General features: G+C 67.1%; 21 protein-coding genes and 1 pseudogene. All 22 read right to left on the reverse strand.

Features of this window, described 5'->3' with window-relative positions:
* Nucleotide 1 precedes the first annotated feature (1 nt).
* Complete coding sequence (rplF, locus tag ACWGID_RS27695) at nucleotides 2-544, reverse strand: 50S ribosomal protein L6 (RefSeq protein ID WP_452201350.1); 543 nt, start codon at nucleotides 542-544, stop codon at nucleotides 2-4.
* A 27-nt stretch (nucleotides 545-571) separates the two neighbouring features.
* Nucleotides 572-979, reverse strand: a complete 408-nt coding sequence (gene rpsH, locus ACWGID_RS27700; RefSeq protein ID WP_452201352.1) for a 30S ribosomal protein S8 — start codon at nucleotides 977-979, stop codon at nucleotides 572-574.
* A gap of 91 nt (nucleotides 980-1,070) precedes the next feature.
* On the reverse strand, nucleotides 1,071-1,256 hold the full coding sequence (locus ACWGID_RS27705; protein ID WP_012923674.1) for a type Z 30S ribosomal protein S14: 186 nt from the start codon (nucleotides 1,254-1,256) through the stop codon (nucleotides 1,071-1,073).
* A 1-nt stretch (nucleotide 1,257) separates the two neighbouring features.
* Entirely contained in the window at nucleotides 1,258-1,830 is a 573-nt protein-coding gene (rplE, locus tag ACWGID_RS27710; protein ID WP_452201354.1) for a 50S ribosomal protein L5, read from the reverse strand.
* Nucleotides 1,830-2,216, reverse strand: coding sequence for a 50S ribosomal protein L24 (gene rplX / locus ACWGID_RS27715; protein WP_452201356.1), 387 nt, complete (start codon nucleotides 2,214-2,216; stop codon nucleotides 1,830-1,832). Before rplX ends, rplE begins: the two co-directional genes overlap by 1 nt.
* 1 nt (nucleotide 2,217) lies before the next feature.
* Complete coding sequence (gene rplN / locus ACWGID_RS27720; protein ID WP_012923677.1) at nucleotides 2,218-2,586, reverse strand: 50S ribosomal protein L14; 369 nt, start codon at nucleotides 2,584-2,586, stop codon at nucleotides 2,218-2,220.
* Between the two features lie 97 nt (nucleotides 2,587-2,683).
* A complete protein-coding gene (gene rpsQ / locus ACWGID_RS27725) occupies nucleotides 2,684-2,980 on the reverse strand; it encodes a 30S ribosomal protein S17 (RefSeq protein ID WP_452201358.1) in 297 nt (98 codons plus the stop codon).
* Nucleotides 2,977-3,255 carry a 50S ribosomal protein L29 gene (gene rpmC, locus ACWGID_RS27730; protein ID WP_452201360.1) on the reverse strand — a complete coding sequence of 93 codons (279 nt, stop codon included), beginning with the start codon at nucleotides 3,253-3,255 and terminating at the stop codon, nucleotides 2,977-2,979. The genes rpsQ and rpmC overlap by 4 nt, the downstream gene beginning before the upstream one ends.
* Complete coding sequence (gene rplP / locus ACWGID_RS27735; protein WP_452201362.1) at nucleotides 3,255-3,674, reverse strand: 50S ribosomal protein L16; 420 nt, start codon at nucleotides 3,672-3,674, stop codon at nucleotides 3,255-3,257. The genes rpmC and rplP overlap by 1 nt, the downstream gene beginning before the upstream one ends.
* A gap of 3 nt (nucleotides 3,675-3,677) precedes the next feature.
* On the reverse strand, nucleotides 3,678-4,541 hold the full coding sequence (rpsC, locus tag ACWGID_RS27740) for a 30S ribosomal protein S3 (RefSeq protein WP_452201364.1): 864 nt from the start codon (nucleotides 4,539-4,541) through the stop codon (nucleotides 3,678-3,680).
* A 151-nt stretch (nucleotides 4,542-4,692) separates the two neighbouring features.
* Nucleotides 4,693-5,148, reverse strand: a pseudogene (rplV, locus tag ACWGID_RS27745) (50S ribosomal protein L22); the annotation flags it as partial.
* A 56-nt stretch (nucleotides 5,149-5,204) separates the two neighbouring features.
* On the reverse strand, nucleotides 5,205-5,486 hold the full coding sequence (gene rpsS / locus ACWGID_RS27750) for a 30S ribosomal protein S19 (protein ID WP_130441496.1): 282 nt from the start codon (nucleotides 5,484-5,486) through the stop codon (nucleotides 5,205-5,207).
* Nucleotides 5,487-5,502: 16 nt separating this feature from the next.
* Nucleotides 5,503-6,336 carry a 50S ribosomal protein L2 gene (rplB, locus tag ACWGID_RS27755; protein ID WP_355482555.1) on the reverse strand — a complete coding sequence of 278 codons (834 nt, stop codon included), beginning with the start codon at nucleotides 6,334-6,336 and terminating at the stop codon, nucleotides 5,503-5,505.
* On the reverse strand, nucleotides 6,336-6,641 hold the full coding sequence (rplW, locus tag ACWGID_RS27760; protein WP_452201367.1) for a 50S ribosomal protein L23: 306 nt from the start codon (nucleotides 6,639-6,641) through the stop codon (nucleotides 6,336-6,338). Before rplW ends, rplB begins: the two co-directional genes overlap by 1 nt.
* Nucleotides 6,638-7,342, reverse strand: coding sequence for a 50S ribosomal protein L4 (gene rplD, locus ACWGID_RS27765; RefSeq protein WP_452201369.1), 705 nt, complete (start codon nucleotides 7,340-7,342; stop codon nucleotides 6,638-6,640). The genes rplW and rplD overlap by 4 nt, the downstream gene beginning before the upstream one ends.
* Nucleotides 7,339-7,998, reverse strand: coding sequence for a 50S ribosomal protein L3 (gene rplC, locus ACWGID_RS27770; RefSeq protein ID WP_452201371.1), 660 nt, complete (start codon nucleotides 7,996-7,998; stop codon nucleotides 7,339-7,341). The genes rplD and rplC overlap by 4 nt, the downstream gene beginning before the upstream one ends.
* 16 nt (nucleotides 7,999-8,014) lie before the next feature.
* On the reverse strand, nucleotides 8,015-8,323 hold the full coding sequence (gene rpsJ, locus ACWGID_RS27775; protein ID WP_012923688.1) for a 30S ribosomal protein S10: 309 nt from the start codon (nucleotides 8,321-8,323) through the stop codon (nucleotides 8,015-8,017).
* A gap of 361 nt (nucleotides 8,324-8,684) precedes the next feature.
* Nucleotides 8,685-9,878: an elongation factor Tu gene (gene tuf / locus ACWGID_RS27780; RefSeq protein ID WP_452201373.1), complete on the reverse strand. Its 1,194-nt coding sequence runs from the start codon at nucleotides 9,876-9,878 to the stop codon at nucleotides 8,685-8,687.
* 72 nt (nucleotides 9,879-9,950) lie between these two features.
* A complete protein-coding gene (gene fusA / locus ACWGID_RS27785) occupies nucleotides 9,951-12,062 on the reverse strand; it encodes an elongation factor G (RefSeq protein ID WP_452201374.1) in 2,112 nt (703 codons plus the stop codon).
* Between the two features lie 70 nt (nucleotides 12,063-12,132).
* Nucleotides 12,133-12,603, reverse strand: a complete 471-nt coding sequence (gene rpsG / locus ACWGID_RS27790; RefSeq protein ID WP_184840555.1) for a 30S ribosomal protein S7 — start codon at nucleotides 12,601-12,603, stop codon at nucleotides 12,133-12,135.
* A complete protein-coding gene (gene rpsL, locus ACWGID_RS27795; RefSeq protein ID WP_141854829.1) occupies nucleotides 12,603-12,977 on the reverse strand; it encodes a 30S ribosomal protein S12 in 375 nt (124 codons plus the stop codon). The genes rpsG and rpsL overlap by 1 nt, the downstream gene beginning before the upstream one ends.
* 653 nt (nucleotides 12,978-13,630) lie before the next feature.
* Nucleotides 13,631-14,992, reverse strand: coding sequence for a nuclear transport factor 2 family protein (locus tag ACWGID_RS27800; protein ID WP_452201376.1), 1,362 nt, complete (start codon nucleotides 14,990-14,992; stop codon nucleotides 13,631-13,633).
* Nucleotides 14,993-15,081: the final 89 nt, after the last annotated feature.

Here is a 15,081-nt window from a genome sequence, read left to right on the forward strand (position 1 = left end):
GTTACTTACCAGCCTTTCCGACCTTGCGGCGCACCTGCTCGCCCGCGTACCGCACACCCTTGCCCTTGTACGGCTCGGGCTTGCGCAGCTTGCGGATGTTGGCGGCGACCTCGCCGACCGACTGCTTGTCGATGCCGAGCACCGAGAACCGCGTCGGAGCCTCCACGTTGAACGTGATGCCTTCCGGCGCGTCCACCGTGATGGTGTGGCTGTAACCGAGCGAGAACTCCAGCTGGGCCGGGCCCTTGGAGAGCACGCGGTACCCCACGCCGACGATCTCGAGCTTCTTCTCGTAGCCGTCCGTGACCCCGGTGACCAGGTTGGCGATCAGGGTGCGGGACAGGCCGTGCAGTTCCTTGCTCTTGCGCAGGTCGTCCGGACGCGTGACGGCGATCGCGCCGTCCTCGTCCCGGCTGACCGCGATGGGCTCAGCGACGACGTGCGAGAGCTGACCCTTCGGACCCTTCACGGTGACCGTCTGGCCGTCGATCGTGACGTCGACGCCGGACGGGACCGTGACCGGGAGCTTACCGATGCGAGACATTTCTGTGGTCCTCCTTCCGGTTCTTCGTCACCAGACGTAGGCGAGGACTTCCCCGCCAACGCCCTTGTTCTTGGCCTGCTTGTCGGTCAGTAGTCCCTGGGACGTCGAGATGATCGCGACGCCCAGGCCACCGAGGACCTTGGGCAGGTTGGTCGACTTCGCGTAGACCCGCAGGCCCGGCTTCGAGATCCGGCGGACGCCCGCGATGGAACGCTCCCGGCTCGGACCGAACTTCAGGTCGACGGTCAGGGTCTTGCCGACAGCCCCCTCCTTGGGGTCCTCCACCTTGTAGGAGGCGATGTAGCCCTCCTGCTGGAGAATGTCGGCGATGCCCTGCTTGATCTTGCTGTACGGCATCGCGGTCGACTCGTGGTACGCCTGGTTGGCGTTCCGCAGACGCGTCAACATGTCTGCGATCGGGTCGGTCATCGTCATGGCCTGGGGCCTCTTTCCCGCCGTGGTTTCGCCGTTCGGCGACCTACGGTGACTAGATGGTGAATGGGGAGAAGTTCGGGGGTGGAGACGGTCACCAGCTGGACTTGGTCACACCGGGCAGCTCGCCCCGGTGCGCCATCTCCCGCAGGCAGATCCGGCAGAGGCCGAACTTGCGGAAGACCGCCTTCGGCCGGCCGCAGCGCTGGCAGCGCGTGTAGCCACGCACCGCGAACTTCGGCTTCCGGGCCTGCTTGACCTTGAGTGCTGTCTTCGCCACGTCAGTTCTCCTTGAACGGGAAGCCGAGCGCCCGCAGCAGGGCCCGACCCTCGTCGTCGTTCGTCGCGGTGGTCACCACGGTGATGTCCATGCCCCGGACGCGATCGATCCGGTCCTGGTTGATCTCGTGGAACATCACCTGCTCGGTCAGACCGAAGGTGTAGTTCCCGGTGCCGTCGAACTGCTTCGCGGACAGGCCGCGGAAGTCGCGGATCCGGGGCAGCGCGAGCGCCAGCAGCCGGTCCAGGAACTCCCACATCCGGTCGCCGCGGAGCGTCACGTGGGCGCCGATCGGCATCCCCTCGCGCAGCTTGAACTGCGCGATCGACTTACGGGCCTTGGTGACCTGCGGCTTCTGGCCGGTGATCGCGGCCAGGTCCTTCACCGCGCCCTCGATCAGCTTCGAGTCGCGCGCCGCCTCGCCGACACCCATGTTCACCACGATCTTGGTGAGCCCGGGCACCTGCATGACGTTCGCGAACTGGAACTGCTCGTGCAGCTTGCCGACGATCTCCTCGCGGTACTTCGTCTTCAGCCGCGGCTGGACCTTGGTCTCGGATACTGCGGTGGTCATCAGATCTCCTCGCCGGTACGCCGGGCGATCCGGACGCTCCGGTAACCGGTGTACGTCGAACCGTCCGGACGGCGCTTCTGCACCTCGACGCGGTTGTAGCCGACGCGGGTGGTCACCTTCTGCTTCTTGCCGTCCTTCTCGACCTCGACCAGAAGCGCCACGTTCGAGACGTGGATCGGGGCTTCCTGGGTGACGATGCCACCGGTGGTGCCGCCGCGCTGGGCCTGCTGCACCTTGGTGTGCTTCTTCACCCGGTTGACGCCCTCGACGATGACCTTCTCGTCGTCCGGGAAGACCTGGATAATCTTGCCCTCGAGGCCCTTGGACTTACCGGCGATCACGCGAACCTGATCGCCCTTCTTCACGGGCAGTTTGTTCTGGGCCATTTCAGAGCACCTCCGGCGCGAGCGAGATGATCTTCATGAAGCGCTTCTCGCGCAGCTCCCGGCCGACCGGCCCGAAGATACGGGTACCGCGCGGCTCGCCGTCGGCCTTCAGGATCACCGCGGCGTTCTCGTCGAAGCGGATGTAGGAGCCGTCCGGACGCCGGCGCTCCTTCACGGTCCGCACGACGACCGCCTTGACGACGTCACCCTTCTTGACACCACCGCCGGGGATCGCGTCCTTGACGGTGGCGACGATCGTGTCACCGACACCGGCGTAGCGCCGACCGGAGCCACCGAGAACGCGGATGCAAAGGATCTCCTTCGCGCCCGTGTTGTCGGCGACCTTCAGTCGCGACTCCTGCTGGATCATCTGTTGATCTCCTGGTTGTCTCGCTGGTTCTCACTCACGTGAGCCTTGCGGAACGAATAAAATCGGTTAGTTGCCGATCCGTGCGGACCGGGAACAGCTACTTGGCCTTCTCGAGGATCTCGACGACGCGCCAGCGCTTGGTCGCCGACAGCGGCCGGGTCTCCATCAGGAGGACGCGGTCGCCGATGCCGGCGGCGTTCTGCTCGTCGTGCGCCTTGAGCTTGCTGGTGTGCCGGATGACCTTGCCGTACAGCTTGTGCTTGACCCGGTCCTCGACCTCAACCACGACGGTCTTGTCCATCTTGTCGCTCAGCACCAGGCCCTCGCGGGTCTTCCGGCGGCCTCGCGCCTGCGTGGTCGTGCTCACGGTCTCGTCCTTCACGTTCTCGGTCATGCGTTCGCCTTCTCACTGTCGTCCGCAGTGTCCTCGGCCACGGCCTCGACCGGGGCGTCGACCTCGTCGGTGATGCCGAGCGCACGCTCGGACAGCACCGTGTAGATGCGGGCGATGTCCTTGCGGACGGCGCGCAGCCGGCCGTGGGACTCCAGCTGGCCCGTGGCAGCCTGGAACCGGAGGTTGAACAGCTCCTCCTTGGCTTCACCGAGCTTGCTCATCAGCTCGTCCCGTCCCAGGTTCCGCAGCTCGGCGGCGGTCACGGTGTCGGCCATCAGTTCTCACCTGCCTCTCGGGAGATGAAGCGGCACTTCATCGGCAACTTGTGAATCGCGCGGCGGAGGGCCTCGCGAGCGATGTCCTCCGGTACGCCGGACAGCTCGAACAGGACCCGGCCGGCCTTGACGTTGGCGATCCACCACTCCGGCGAACCCTTACCGGAACCCATGCGGGTTTCGGCCGGCTTCTTGGTCAGCGGGCGGTCCGGGTAGATGTTGATCCACACCTTGCCGCCACGCTTGATGTGCCGGGTCATCGCGATACGCGCGGCCTCGATCTGCCGGTTGGTGACGTAGTGGTTCTCCAGCGCCTGGATGCCGAACTCACCGAAGGCGAGCGTCGTACCACCCTTGGCAGCGCCGGAGCGCTTCGGGTGGTGCTGCTTGCGGTGCTTGACCTTGCGGGGGATGAGCATCGGTCAGCTCTCCGTTCCGGTCGTCTCGGCGGGCTTGTCGGCCGCCGGGGCGCTCGCCGCAGCGGCCGGAGCCGCGTTGTCACGCCTGTTGTTGTCGCGACCACCACGGTCACCACCGCGACCACCACGGTCGCCACCGCGACCGCCACGGTCACCGCGGTCGCCACCGTCACGGCGGGCCGGACGGCCACGCTGCTGGGTAGCGGCTCGGGCAGCGGCCTGCGCCTCACGCTCGGCGCGGGTGCCGGCCACGTCGCCCTTGTAGATCCAGACCTTCACGCCGATCCGGCCGAAGGTCGTCCGGGCCTCGTAGAAGCCGTAGTCGATGTCGGCCCGCAGCGTGTGCAGCGGAACGCGGCCCTCGCGGTAGAACTCCGACCGCGACATCTCCGCGCCACCGAGCCGGCCGGAGCACTGGATCCGGATGCCCAGGGCGCCGCCACGCATGGTGGTCTGCATCGCCTTGCGCATCGCGCGGCGGAACGCCACGCGGCCGGACAGCTGCTCGGCCACGCCCTGCGCGACCAGCTGGGCGTCGACCTCGGAGTTCTTCACCTCGAGGATGTTCAGCTGCACCTGCTTGCCGGTGAGCTCCTCCAGGCTGCCCCGGATCCGGTCCGCCTCGGCGCCACGGCGACCGATCACGATGCCCGGACGCGCGGTGTGGATGTCGACCCGGACCCGGTCACGGGTGCGCTCGATCTCCACGCGGGAGATGCCGGCGCGCTCCATGCCCTTGCTCAGCAGGCGGCGGATCTTGACGTCCTCGCCCACGTAGTCCTTGTACAACTTGTCGGCGTACCAACGGCTCTTGTGGTCGGTGCTGATGCCGAGACGGAACCCGTGCGGGTTTACCTTCTGTCCCACGTCAGGACTCCTTCTTCTCAGCGGTGGCCTTCTTGGCGGCCTTCTTCGCGGTCGCCTTCTTGGCCGGCTTCTCGGCGGCCTCGTCCGTGACCGGCTTGTCGGCGGCCTTCTTGGCCGCCTTCGTCGCCGGGGACTTCTTCGCCGTGTCCGCGGTGTCCGCGGACTTCTTGGCTGCCGCCTTGGTGGCCGGTGCCTTCGGCGCGGCCTCCTCGGCGACCCGCGGCTCGACCACGACGGTGATGTGGCTGGTCCGCTTGTCGATCCGGGTGGCCCGGCCCTGGGCGCGAGGACGGTGACGCTTCAGCGTCGGTCCCTCGTCGACCAGGACCCGAGACACGACCAGGTCGGCGCGGCTCAGGTGCTCGGTGCCCTCGGCGTTCGCCGCGGCGCTGTCGACGACCTTGTACACGGTCGCGGCAGCGGCCTGCGGGGCGAACTTCAGAGTGGCGAGTGCGTCGTCGACGCCCAGACCGCGCACCAGATCGCCCACGCGGCGCGCCTTCATCGGCGTCACGCGGACGAAGCGCGCGACCGCGAAGGCCCCGGGCTGCTCGCCCAGCAGGCTCTCGCGACGGGCGCTGGTCGCCCTACGCTCTTGAACGCTCATGATGTTCGAATCTCTCCGTAGATTGCTTTCGCTTCGTCACTGGTCCCTCGTGGGGATCAGCGACGCCGTGACTTCCGGTCGTCCTTCTCGTGACCCTTGAACGTCCGGGTCGGGGCGAACTCGCCGAGCTTGTGCCCGACCATTGCGTCCGTCACGAACACCGGCACGTGCTTGCGGCCGTCGTGCACCGCAATCGTGTGGCCGATCATGTCCGGCACGATCATCGATCGGCGGGACCAGGTCTTGATGACGTTCTTGGTGCCCTTTTCGTTCTGCACCTCCACCTTCTTTGCCAGGTGGTGGTCGACGAACGGGCCCTTCTTGAGGCTGCGTGGCATTGTGGCCGGCTCCCTATCAGCGCTTCTTGCCGGCCTTGCGACGCCGGACGATCATGCGGTCGCTTTCCTTGCGGGTGCGGGTCCGGCCTTCCGGCTGGCCCCACGGGGACACCGGGTGGCGACCACCCGAGGTCTTACCCTCACCACCACCGTGCGGGTGGTCGACCGGGTTCATCGCGACACCGCGGACGGTCGGGCGCTTGCCCTTCCAGCGCATCCGGCCCGCCTTGCCCCAGTTGATGTTCGACTGCTCGCCGTTGCCGACCTCACCGAGGGTGGCGCGGCAGCGTACGTCGACCATCCGAACCTCACCCGACGGCATCCGCAGGGTGGCCATCCGGCCTTCCTTCGCGACCAGCTGGATGCTCGCACCCGCCGAGCGGCCCATCTTGGCGCCACCACCCGGGCGCAGCTCGACGGCGTGCACCGTGGAGCCGACCGGGATGTTGCGCAGCGGCAGGTTGTTGCCGATCTTGATGTCCGCGGCCGGGCCGTTCTCGACGATCGTGCCCTGGCGCAGGTTGGACGGGGCGAGGATGTAGCGCTTCTCGCCGTCCACGTAGTGCAGCAGCGCGATCCGCGCGGTGCGGTTCGGGTCGTACTCGATGTGCGCGACCTTGGCCGGCACGCCGTCCTTGTCGTACCGCTTGAAGTCGATCAGCCGGTACGCCCGCTTGTGACCGCCACCGTGGTGCCGGGTGGTGATCTTGCCGGAGTTGTTCCGGCCGCCCTTCTTGGGCAGCGGACGCAGCAGCGACTTCTCGGGGGTCGAACGGGTGAGCTCGACGAAGTCGGCCACGCTCGAGCCACGGCGGCCCGGCGTTGTCGGCTTGTACTTGCGGATTCCCATTACGACTGGCCTCCGAAGATGTCGATGCGGTCGTCACCCTTGAGGGTCACGATCGCCCGCTTGATGTCCGGGCGCTTGCCCCAGCCCGCACGAGTGCGGCGGCGCTTGCCCTTGCGGTTGAGGGTGTTGACGTCGCTGACCTTGACCTTGAACACCTTCTCGACCGCGAGCTTGATCTCGGTCTTGTTGGCGTCCGGGGCGACCTCGAATGTGTACTTCTGCTCGTCCAGCAGGCCGTAGCTCTTCTCGCTCACGACCGGCCGGAGCAGCACGTCCCGGGGGTCCTTGTTGACTCCGTGGCTCATGCCTCTACCTCCTCGGCCTCAGTCGACGTGGCGACGGCCTTGACGGACTTTCCCTTGGGCGCGCCGGCGACGTAGCTGTCCAGCGCGTCCTTCGTGAACACGACCGAGTCGCTGACCAGGACGTCGTACGCGTTCAGCTGGTCGGCGGCGATCAGGTGCACGTGCTGCACGTTGCGCAGGCTCAGCCAGGTGAGCTCGTCCTCGCGGCCGACGACCACCAGGGCCTTGCCCGGGTCGGTGACCTCGTTGAGCACCTTCAGCGCCGACTTGGTGGAGGGCTTGTCGCCGTCCACGAAGCTCTCGACCACGAAGACCTGGCCGTCGCGGGCCCGGTCGGACAGCGCACCGCGGAGCGCAGCGGCGATCATCTTCTTCGGGGTCCGCTGGCTGTAGTCCCGCGGCAACGGGCCGTGGACGACGCCACCGCCGGTGAACTGCGGCGCGCGGGTCGAACCCTGGCGGGCGCGACCGGTGCCCTTCTGGCGGTACGGCTTGGCGCCACCGCCGGACACCTCGCCCCGGGTCTTCGCCTTGTGCGTACCCTGGCGGGCCGCGGCCAGCTGGGCCACGACGACCTGGTGGATCAGCGGCACGTTGACCTGCACGTCGAACAGCTCGGCCGGAAGCTCGGCGGAACCCTTCTTGCTGACCTTGTCGCCCTTCACGACGACGACGTCGACGGTGTTGGATGCGGGGCTCACTTCGCAGCTCCCTTCGCGGCGTTGCGGATCAATACCAGACCGCCCTTGGGGCCGGGAACCGCACCCTTCAGCAGGATCAGGCCGCGCTCGGTGTCGATCGCGTGCACCGCGATGTTCTGCGTGGTGACCTGCTCCTGACCCATCCGGCCTGCCATCCGCAGACCCTTGAAGACCCGGCCGGGGGTGGCGCAACCGCCGATGGAGCCCGGCGAACGGTGCTTCTTGTGCACACCGTGCGTGGCGCGCAGACCGTGGAAGCCGTGCCGCTTCATCACACCGGCGAAGCCCTTGCCCTTGCTGGTCGCGGAAACGTCGACCCGCTCGCCGGCCTCGAAGGCCTCGGCGTTGATCTCCTGGCCCAGGGTGTACTCACTGGCGTCGGCGGTGCGCAGCTCCAGCAGGTGGCGCCGCGGCGTCACGCCGGCCTTGTCGAAGTGACCGCGCAGGGGCTTGGTCACCTTGCGGGGGTCGATGTCGCCGAAGGCGATCTGGACGCCGTCGTAGCCGTCCCGGTCCGCGGTGCGGACGCCGGTGACGACACACGGCCCGGCCTGGACCACGGTGACGGGGACGACACGGTTGTTCTCGTCCCAGGTCTGGGTCATGCCGAGCTTGGTGCCCAGCAGACCGCGCGTGTTCTTGGTGGAAGTGCTCATTGGTTGTACGCGTCCCTCAGAGCTTGATCTCGATGTCGACACCGGCCGGCAGGTCGAGACGCATCAGCGAGTCGACGGTCTTCGGCGTGGGGTCGATGATGTCGATGAGCCGCTTGTGGGTGCGCATCTCGAAGTGCTCGCGGCTGTCCTTGTACTTGTGCGGCGAGCGGATGACGCAGAACACGTTCTTTTCCGTCGGCAACGGCACCGGGCCAGCAACCTTCGCACCAGTACGCGTCACCGTGTCGACAATCTTGCGTGCCGAGCTGTCGATGACCTCGTGGTCGTAGGCCTTCAGCCGGATGCGGATCTTCTGTCCCGCCATCGCTTCGCTTCGTCCTTCTCTATCGTCTTTCGGGCTGTTGCTCCGACCCCCGCGGTCGGGTGTGTCGCGGACGCGGCACGCGCGTGACTCACCGCTTTGTCGACCTTGGTGGAGATCGGGGCCCCGGTCTCGGACCGGAACCTCGGCAGGGTCTCCGGTCCGGCGCACCAGCCAGATCAAGAAGATCTGGGGCGCACCCCGGCGGCCTAGCCTGAGCAACCTGAATATTGTGCCAGAGATCGGCGCCGGAACGCCAATCGGGCGGCTTCCACGCCTGATCCGGTACCACCTGAGCGCCGGATCAGGCGCAAAGCAGAGGTCCGCGGGGGCTCAGTCTCGAGCCCTCGCGGACCTCATGAGATCACTTGATGATCTTGGTGACCCGGCCGGCGCCGACGGTGCGGCCACCTTCACGGATCGCGAACTTCAGACCGTCCTCCATGGCGATCGGCTGGATCAGCTCGACCAACATGTCGGTGTTGTCGCCCGGCATGACCATCTCGGTGCCCTCGGGCAGCGTGACGACACCGGTGACGTCGGTGGTGCGGAAGTAGAACTGCGGGCGGTAGTTCTGGAAGAACGGCGTGTGCCGGCCGCCCTCCTCCTTCGACAGGATGTAGACCGACGCCTCGAAGTTCGTGTGCGGGGTCGTGGTGCCCGGCTTGATGACAACCATGCCGCGCTCGACGTCCTCGCGCTTCGTACCACGGAGCAGCAGACCGACGTTCTCACCGGCCTGGCCCTCGTCGAGCAGCTTGCGGAACATCTCGATACCGGTGACCGTGGTGGTCTGCTTCTCCGGACGGATGCCGACGATGTCGACGGTCTCGTTGACCTTGATGACACCGCGCTCGATCCGGCCGGTGATGACCGTACCGCGACCCGTGATGGTGAAGACGTCCTCCACCGGCATCAGGAACGGCTTGTCGATCTCGCGCTCCGGCTGCGGGATGTAGGAGTCCACGGCGTTCATCAGCTCGAGGATCGACTCGCCCCACTTGGCGTCGCCCTGCAGCGCCGGGTGAGCGGCGACGCGGACGATCGGCGCGTTGTCGCCGTCGAACTCCTGCTCCGAGAGCAGCTCGCGAACCTCGAGCTCGACGAGCTCCAGGATCTCCTCGTCGTCGACCATGTCGCACTTGTTCAGGGCGACGACCATCGCCGGCACGCCGACCTGACGGGCGAGCAGCACGTGCTCACGCGTCTGCGGCATCGGGCCGTCGGTGGCGGCGACGACCAGGATCGCACCGTCCATCTGGGCCGCACCGGTGATCATGTTCTTGATGTAGTCCGCGTGACCCGGGCAGTCGACGTGGGCGTAGTGCCGGGCCTCGGTCTGGTACTCGACGTGCGCGATCGAGATGGTGATACCGCGCTGACGCTCTTCCGGCGCCTTGTCGATCTGATCGAAGGCCGACGCCTCGTTGAGCGTCGGGTACTTGTCGTGCAGCACCTTGGTGATCGCCGCGGTAAGCGTGGTCTTACCGTGGTCGATGTGACCGATGGTGCCGATGTTGACGTGCGGCTTAGTCCGCTCGAACTTCGCCTTAGCCACTGGGGCCCTCCTGGAAAATGTTGACTTACGCCGTACGCCGACGCGCTGTGGGTTGGTTGGACCGGGACGAAACTACTCGCCGCGGGCCTTCTTGATGATCTCTTCCGCCACGTTCTTCGGAACCTCGGCGTAGGAATCGAACTGCATCGAGTAGGACGCGCGGCCCTGGGTCTTCGACCGCAGGTCGCCGACGTACCCGAACATCTCGGACAGCGGCACCAGGGCCTTGACGACCCGGCTGCCACCGGGGCCTTCGTCCATCGACTGGATCTGGCCACGGCGTGAGTTGAGGTCGCCGATCACTTCACCCATGTAGTCCTCGGGCGTGGTGACCTCGACCGCGAACATCGGCTCCAGGATGACCGGGGTCGCCCGCCGGGCAGCATCCTTGAAGGCCATCGAACCGGCGATCTTGAACGCGAGCTCGGAGGAGTCGACGTCGTGGTAGGCGCCGTCGGTCAGCGTGACCTTGACGTCCACCATCGGGTAGCCGGCCAGTACGCCGAACTCCATCGCCTCCTGGGCGCCCTCGTCCACCGACGGGATGTACTCCCGGGGGATCCGGCCACCGGTGACGGAGTTGACGAACTCGTAGCCACCCTCGCCACCGGCCTCGACCGAGGTCGGCTCGATGTTGATGATCACACGCGCGAACTGACCCGAACCACCGGTCTGCTTCTTGTGCGTGTAGTCGACCTTCTCGACCTTCTTCTTGATGGTCTCGCGGTAGGCGACCTGCGGCTTGCCGACGTTCGCCTCGACGCGGAACTCACGCTTCATACGGTCGACCAGCACCTCGAGGTGCAGCTCGCCCATACCGGCGATGATGGTCTGGCCGGTGTCGTCGTCGGTCCGGACCTGGAAGGTCGGGTCCTCCTCGGCGAGCCGCTGGATCGCGACGCCCAGCTTCTCCTGGTCGGCCTTCGACTTCGGCTCGATGGCGACCGAGATGACCGGGGCCGGGAACTGCATCGACTCCAGCACGACCTGCTTGGCCGGGTCGCACAGGGTCTCACCGGTGGTGGTGTCCTTCAGGCCCATCACCGCGACGATGTGGCCGGCGCCGATCGACGCGATCTCCTCACGCTTGTTCGCGTGCATGCGGTAGATCTTGCCGATCCGCTCCTTGCGGCCCTTCGTCGGGTTCAGCACCTGGGTGCCGGTCTCGAGCTTGCCCGAGTACACCCGGATGAAGGTCAGCTTGCCCAGGTGCGGGTCGGCCGCGATCTTGAACGCCAGCGCCGAGAACGGCTCGCTGTCGTCCGGCTTGCGCAGTACGACGGTCTCCGGGTCCTTGACGTCGTGGCCCTCGATGGCCGGGACGTCGATCGGGCTCGGCAGGTACGCGTTGATCGCGTCGAGCAGGGGCTGGACGCCCTTGTTCTTGAACGCCGTACCGGTCAGCACCGGGGTCAGCTTGCTGGCGATGGTCGCGCGGCGGATGGCCGCGACGAGCTGCTCCTGGGTGGGCTCGTCGCCCTCCAGGTACATCTCCATGATCTCGTCGTCGGCCTCGGCCAGCGTCTCGATCAGCTTGTCGCGCCACTCGGCGGCGATCTCGGTGTGGCTGGCCGGGATCTCCTCGACGGTGTAGTCCTCACCCATCGTGGTCTCGCCGCGCCAGGTCAGCGCCCGCATCCCGATCAGGTCGACGACGCCGATGAAGTCGGCCTCGGACCCGATCGGCAGCTGCAGCACCAGCGGCACCGCGGCCAGGCGGTCGACGATCATGTCGACACAGCGCATGAACTCGGCGCCGGTGCGGTCCAGCTTGTTGACGAAGCAGATCCGGGGTACGCCGTACCGGTCGGCCTGACGCCAGACCGTCTCCGACTGCGGCTCCACGCCGGCGACACCGTCGAACACCGCGACGGCCCCGTCGAGGACGCGCAGCGAGCGCTCCACCTCGACGGTGAAGTCGACGTGCCCGGGGGTGTCGATGATGTTGATGGTGTGGTCTTTCCAGGTGCAGGTCGTCGCGGCGGACGTGATGGTGATGCCGCGCTCCTGCTCCTGCTCCATCCAGTCCATCGTGGCGGCGCCGTCGTGGACCTCACCGATCTTGTAAGTGATACCGGTGTAGAAGAGGATCCGCTCGGTCGTCGTCGTCTTGCCGGCGTCGATGTGGGCCATGATCCCGATGTTGCGGACCTTGGCCAGGTCGGTGGTGATTTGTACGGCCACCTCGGTGGTCTACCTCTCGATTCTGTACTGCGTCAAAGGGTGAGTGCTGGGGTCCGGATCGGACCCCGGATCACCAGCGGTAGTGGGCGAAAGCCTTGTTGGCTTCGGCCATCTTGTGCGTGTCCTCGCGGCGCTTCACCGACGCGCCGAGACCGTTGGACGCGTCCAGGATCTCGTTCATCAGCCGCTCGGACATGGTCTTCTCGCGACGGGCGCGGGAGTACGACGTCAGCCAGCGCAGCGCCAGCGTGGTGGAGCGACCGGGCTTGACCTCGATCGGCACCTGGTAGGTGGCACCACCGACGCGGCGGCTCTTCACCTCGATGCTCGGCTTCACGTTGTCCAGCGCACGCTTCAGCGTGATCACCGGGTCGGTGCCGGTCTTGGTGCGAGTGCCCTCGAGAGCGCTGTAGACGATGCTCTGCGCGATCTGCTTCTTGCCGTCGACCAGGATCTTCGAGATCAACTGGGTGACGAGCGGCGAACTGTAGACCGGGTCGATGATGACCGGGCGCTTCGGGGCGGGGCCCTTGCGCGGCATTAGCTCTTCTCCTTCTTCGCGCCGTACAGGCTGCGAGCCTGCTTCCGGTTCTTCACACCCTGGGTGTCGAGCGAACCGCGGATGATCTTGTACCGGACACCCGGCAGGTCCTTCACACGACCGCCACGGACGAGCACGATCGAGTGCTCCTGCAGGTTGTGGCCGACGCCGGGGATGTAGGCGGTGACCTCGATGCCGCTGGTCAGGCGGACACGCGCAACCTTGCGAAGCGCCGAGTTCGGCTTCTTCGGCGTGGTCGTGTAGACGCGCGTGCACACACCACGACGCTGAGGGGAACCCTTCAGGGCCGGCGTCTTGTTCTTGGACACCTTGTCCTGGCGGCCCTTGCGGACCAGCTGCTGAATGGTGGGCACCGCGTAGCTCTTTCTGTCGTCCGGCTGGGTTTGTTGCTTTTGCCTGACCCCCGCGGTCGGGTGTGTCGCGTGCGCACGAGCAGACCGAAGCCGTAATCTTCCAGACTGTCGGCAGGAGTCCCGTGCCACGCGGCCCGATCCGTTGGACGAGGGGCACGCATGACGGCCCAGGAAAGACCCCGGGCACGATCGTTAAGACTAGCGGGTGCCCCAAGCACGGTCAAAATGACTAACCGACCACGACAGAGGACCTTCCGCCCTTCCAGTGTACAGGGCCTCCAAGGCGGCCCTCAGGGTTCGCGAACCGGCCGCTTCCGGCGGCTCGTCCACCGTTGTCACAGCCGCCCCCGGCAAGCGCTTCCACGGGCCCATCTCACCCTGCGTGGCGGCCTGCACAGGCGCCGATCACCCGACTGTCCTACACCGCTGGATCCCCTTGTGACACAGGGATTCCCGTCGATCCGAGACCCGCGACATCTGCCGGTACGACGACCTTCCGGCGCGCGCCCTCCGACCCGTCTCCGGGACCGGAACGGGCCGCCGTACCGACCCTCCCGGCGACCCCTCCGGCGGCGATCGCCGGAGGTATCGCGCCCGGACCAGTTGGCCTTCGCCGGCCGGTCCGAGGGCCGTCCACGAGGTGGATCCTCGTCTCAGACGCGGAACTCGACCTCGGTGATGAGGCCGTCGACGACGCGGTACAGGGCGAGCTGCGGGACGGCATCGCCGTCGTCGTACGTGATCACGTGCTCGACCACCCACTCCCCCAGCGTCAGTTTCTGCACCAGTTCGGTCTTGCACTGGCCGGCGTCGAACCGCGGCCGGTAGAACTCGCGGAGGAAGCGGCGGCCCTTGAGTTCGGAGCCGTCCGCGCGCACGATCCGGGCGGTCGGCGAGTAGGTGGCCAGGAAGCCCTCGAGGTCGTGCGAGGCGTACGCGGCGTGCTCGCGGGCGACCACCCGGGCGGCCGGGGTGTCGGCGGTGACGGCCGCGACGGTCGCCATCCCGAGATCGGCCAGCGGCGGCTGCGTCGGTGCCACAGAGGGTGTCGAGGCGGGCGTCGAGACGGGCGGGGAGGCGGGAAGGGGAGCTGGGGCTGGAGCGGCCTTCGGCGCCGGCCGGACGGCGGGTTCAGCCGGCGCCGGGGGCTGCTTGACCGCCGCGGGTTCCCTGGTCTTCGCGGTCGTTGCCGCTCGCCGGGGTGCGGTGGTCTTCTTCTTGGCCGGGGGTGGGACGAGGAGCTTGCCGTCGTGACCAGGCTCCTCGCCGAGGTGGGCAATCGCCCAGTCGAGAGCCTTCGTCACGGCAGTGCGTGATTCTTCGGTGTGGTCGAGCATGTCGAACCCGTGGTGCCCTTTCGGTACGTCGATGATGTCCAGCGCAGCGCCACCCGCGGAAACGAACTCCGCGACCGGACCGGCGAGCTCCTCACGCTCGAGTCCAGCTCTCGTCAGCAGCACCGGCAGACCTGTACTTGATTCCTTCCCCACCCCACCGCCCCGGTCGTGTTTGCCGATCACCTCGGCAGCAGTTACCAGATCGTCGACACCGGGCGGGGTGGCGAGCAGGGGGTAGGACAGGGACACGAAGCGCAGCCAGTCGGGGCGGCTGTCCAGCCACTCCCCGGCCAGCAGGCCGGCGCCCGAGAAGAACCACAGACCGACCCGATCGGGGTCGACCCGTGGATCCGAACGCAGTACGCCGACCGCGGCCTCCACCTCGTCCGCGGCCTCGACCAGGCGGTCCAGACCGTGGATCAGGCTGTGGTCGACGACTGCTGCCACCAGGCCTCGCCTGGCGGCAGCGGTCGCGTAGCCCTTGTAGACCGGCCAGTCCCGAGGCATCACCTCGAGGCCGGCTGGTCCGGGTCCCCCGTGCACGAAAAGAATTGCGCCGCCTCGGGCGGTACCGGGCGGGCGGTACAGGTCGATCTCCCCCAGGCGATCGACGCGTACATCGGAACCTTCCAGAACCCCCAGGACGAAAGGCCGCAGGTAGGCCGGCAGATCCGTCATGCACCAATCTTGGCGTATCAGGGGCACACTTTCAGCCGCCACCCCGAGTGTCTTTTCCAGCACCCGTCGTACCGGCCCTCGTACTGGCC

The sequence above is a fragment of the Kribbella sp. NPDC054772 genome (assembly GCF_053611945.1).

What these genes read in the sequence shown, in the direction of transcription:
- rplF (WP_452201350.1), bottom strand. Translation starts at nt 544, where the DNA reads ATGTCTCGCATCGGTAAGCTCCCGGTCACGGTCCCGTCCGGCGTCGAC.
- rpsH (WP_452201352.1), bottom strand. Translation starts at nt 979, where the DNA reads ATGACGATGACCGACCCGATCGCAGACATGTTGACGCGTCTGCGGAAC.
- rplE (WP_452201354.1), bottom strand. Translation starts at nt 1,830, where the DNA reads ATGACCACCGCAGTATCCGAGACCAAGGTCCAGCCGCGGCTGAAGACG.
- rplX (WP_452201356.1), bottom strand. Translation starts at nt 2,216, where the DNA reads ATGGCCCAGAACAAACTGCCCGTGAAGAAGGGCGATCAGGTTCGCGTG.
- rplN (WP_012923677.1), bottom strand. Translation starts at nt 2,586, where the DNA reads ATGATCCAGCAGGAGTCGCGACTGAAGGTCGCCGACAACACGGGCGCG.
- rpsQ (WP_452201358.1), bottom strand. Translation starts at nt 2,980, where the DNA reads ATGACCGAGAACGTGAAGGACGAGACCGTGAGCACGACCACGCAGGCG.
- rpmC (WP_452201360.1), bottom strand. Translation starts at nt 3,255, where the DNA reads ATGGCCGACACCGTGACCGCCGCCGAGCTGCGGAACCTGGGACGGGAC.
- rplP (WP_452201362.1), bottom strand. Translation starts at nt 3,674, where the DNA reads ATGCTCATCCCCCGCAAGGTCAAGCACCGCAAGCAGCACCACCCGAAG.
- rpsS (WP_130441496.1), bottom strand. Translation starts at nt 5,486, where the DNA reads ATGCCACGCAGCCTCAAGAAGGGCCCGTTCGTCGACCACCACCTGGCA.
- rplB (WP_355482555.1), bottom strand. Translation starts at nt 6,336, where the DNA reads ATGGGAATCCGCAAGTACAAGCCGACAACGCCGGGCCGCCGTGGCTCG.
- rplW (WP_452201367.1), bottom strand. Translation starts at nt 6,641, where the DNA reads ATGAGCCACGGAGTCAACAAGGACCCCCGGGACGTGCTGCTCCGGCCG.
- rplC (WP_452201371.1), bottom strand. Translation starts at nt 7,998, where the DNA reads ATGAGCACTTCCACCAAGAACACGCGCGGTCTGCTGGGCACCAAGCTC.
- rpsJ (WP_012923688.1), bottom strand. Translation starts at nt 8,323, where the DNA reads ATGGCGGGACAGAAGATCCGCATCCGGCTGAAGGCCTACGACCACGAG.
- rpsG (WP_184840555.1), bottom strand. Translation starts at nt 12,603, where the DNA reads ATGCCGCGCAAGGGCCCCGCCCCGAAGCGCCCGGTCATCATCGACCCG.
- ACWGID_RS27800 (WP_452201376.1), bottom strand. Translation starts at nt 14,992, where the DNA reads ATGACGGATCTGCCGGCCTACCTGCGGCCTTTCGTCCTGGGGGTTCTG.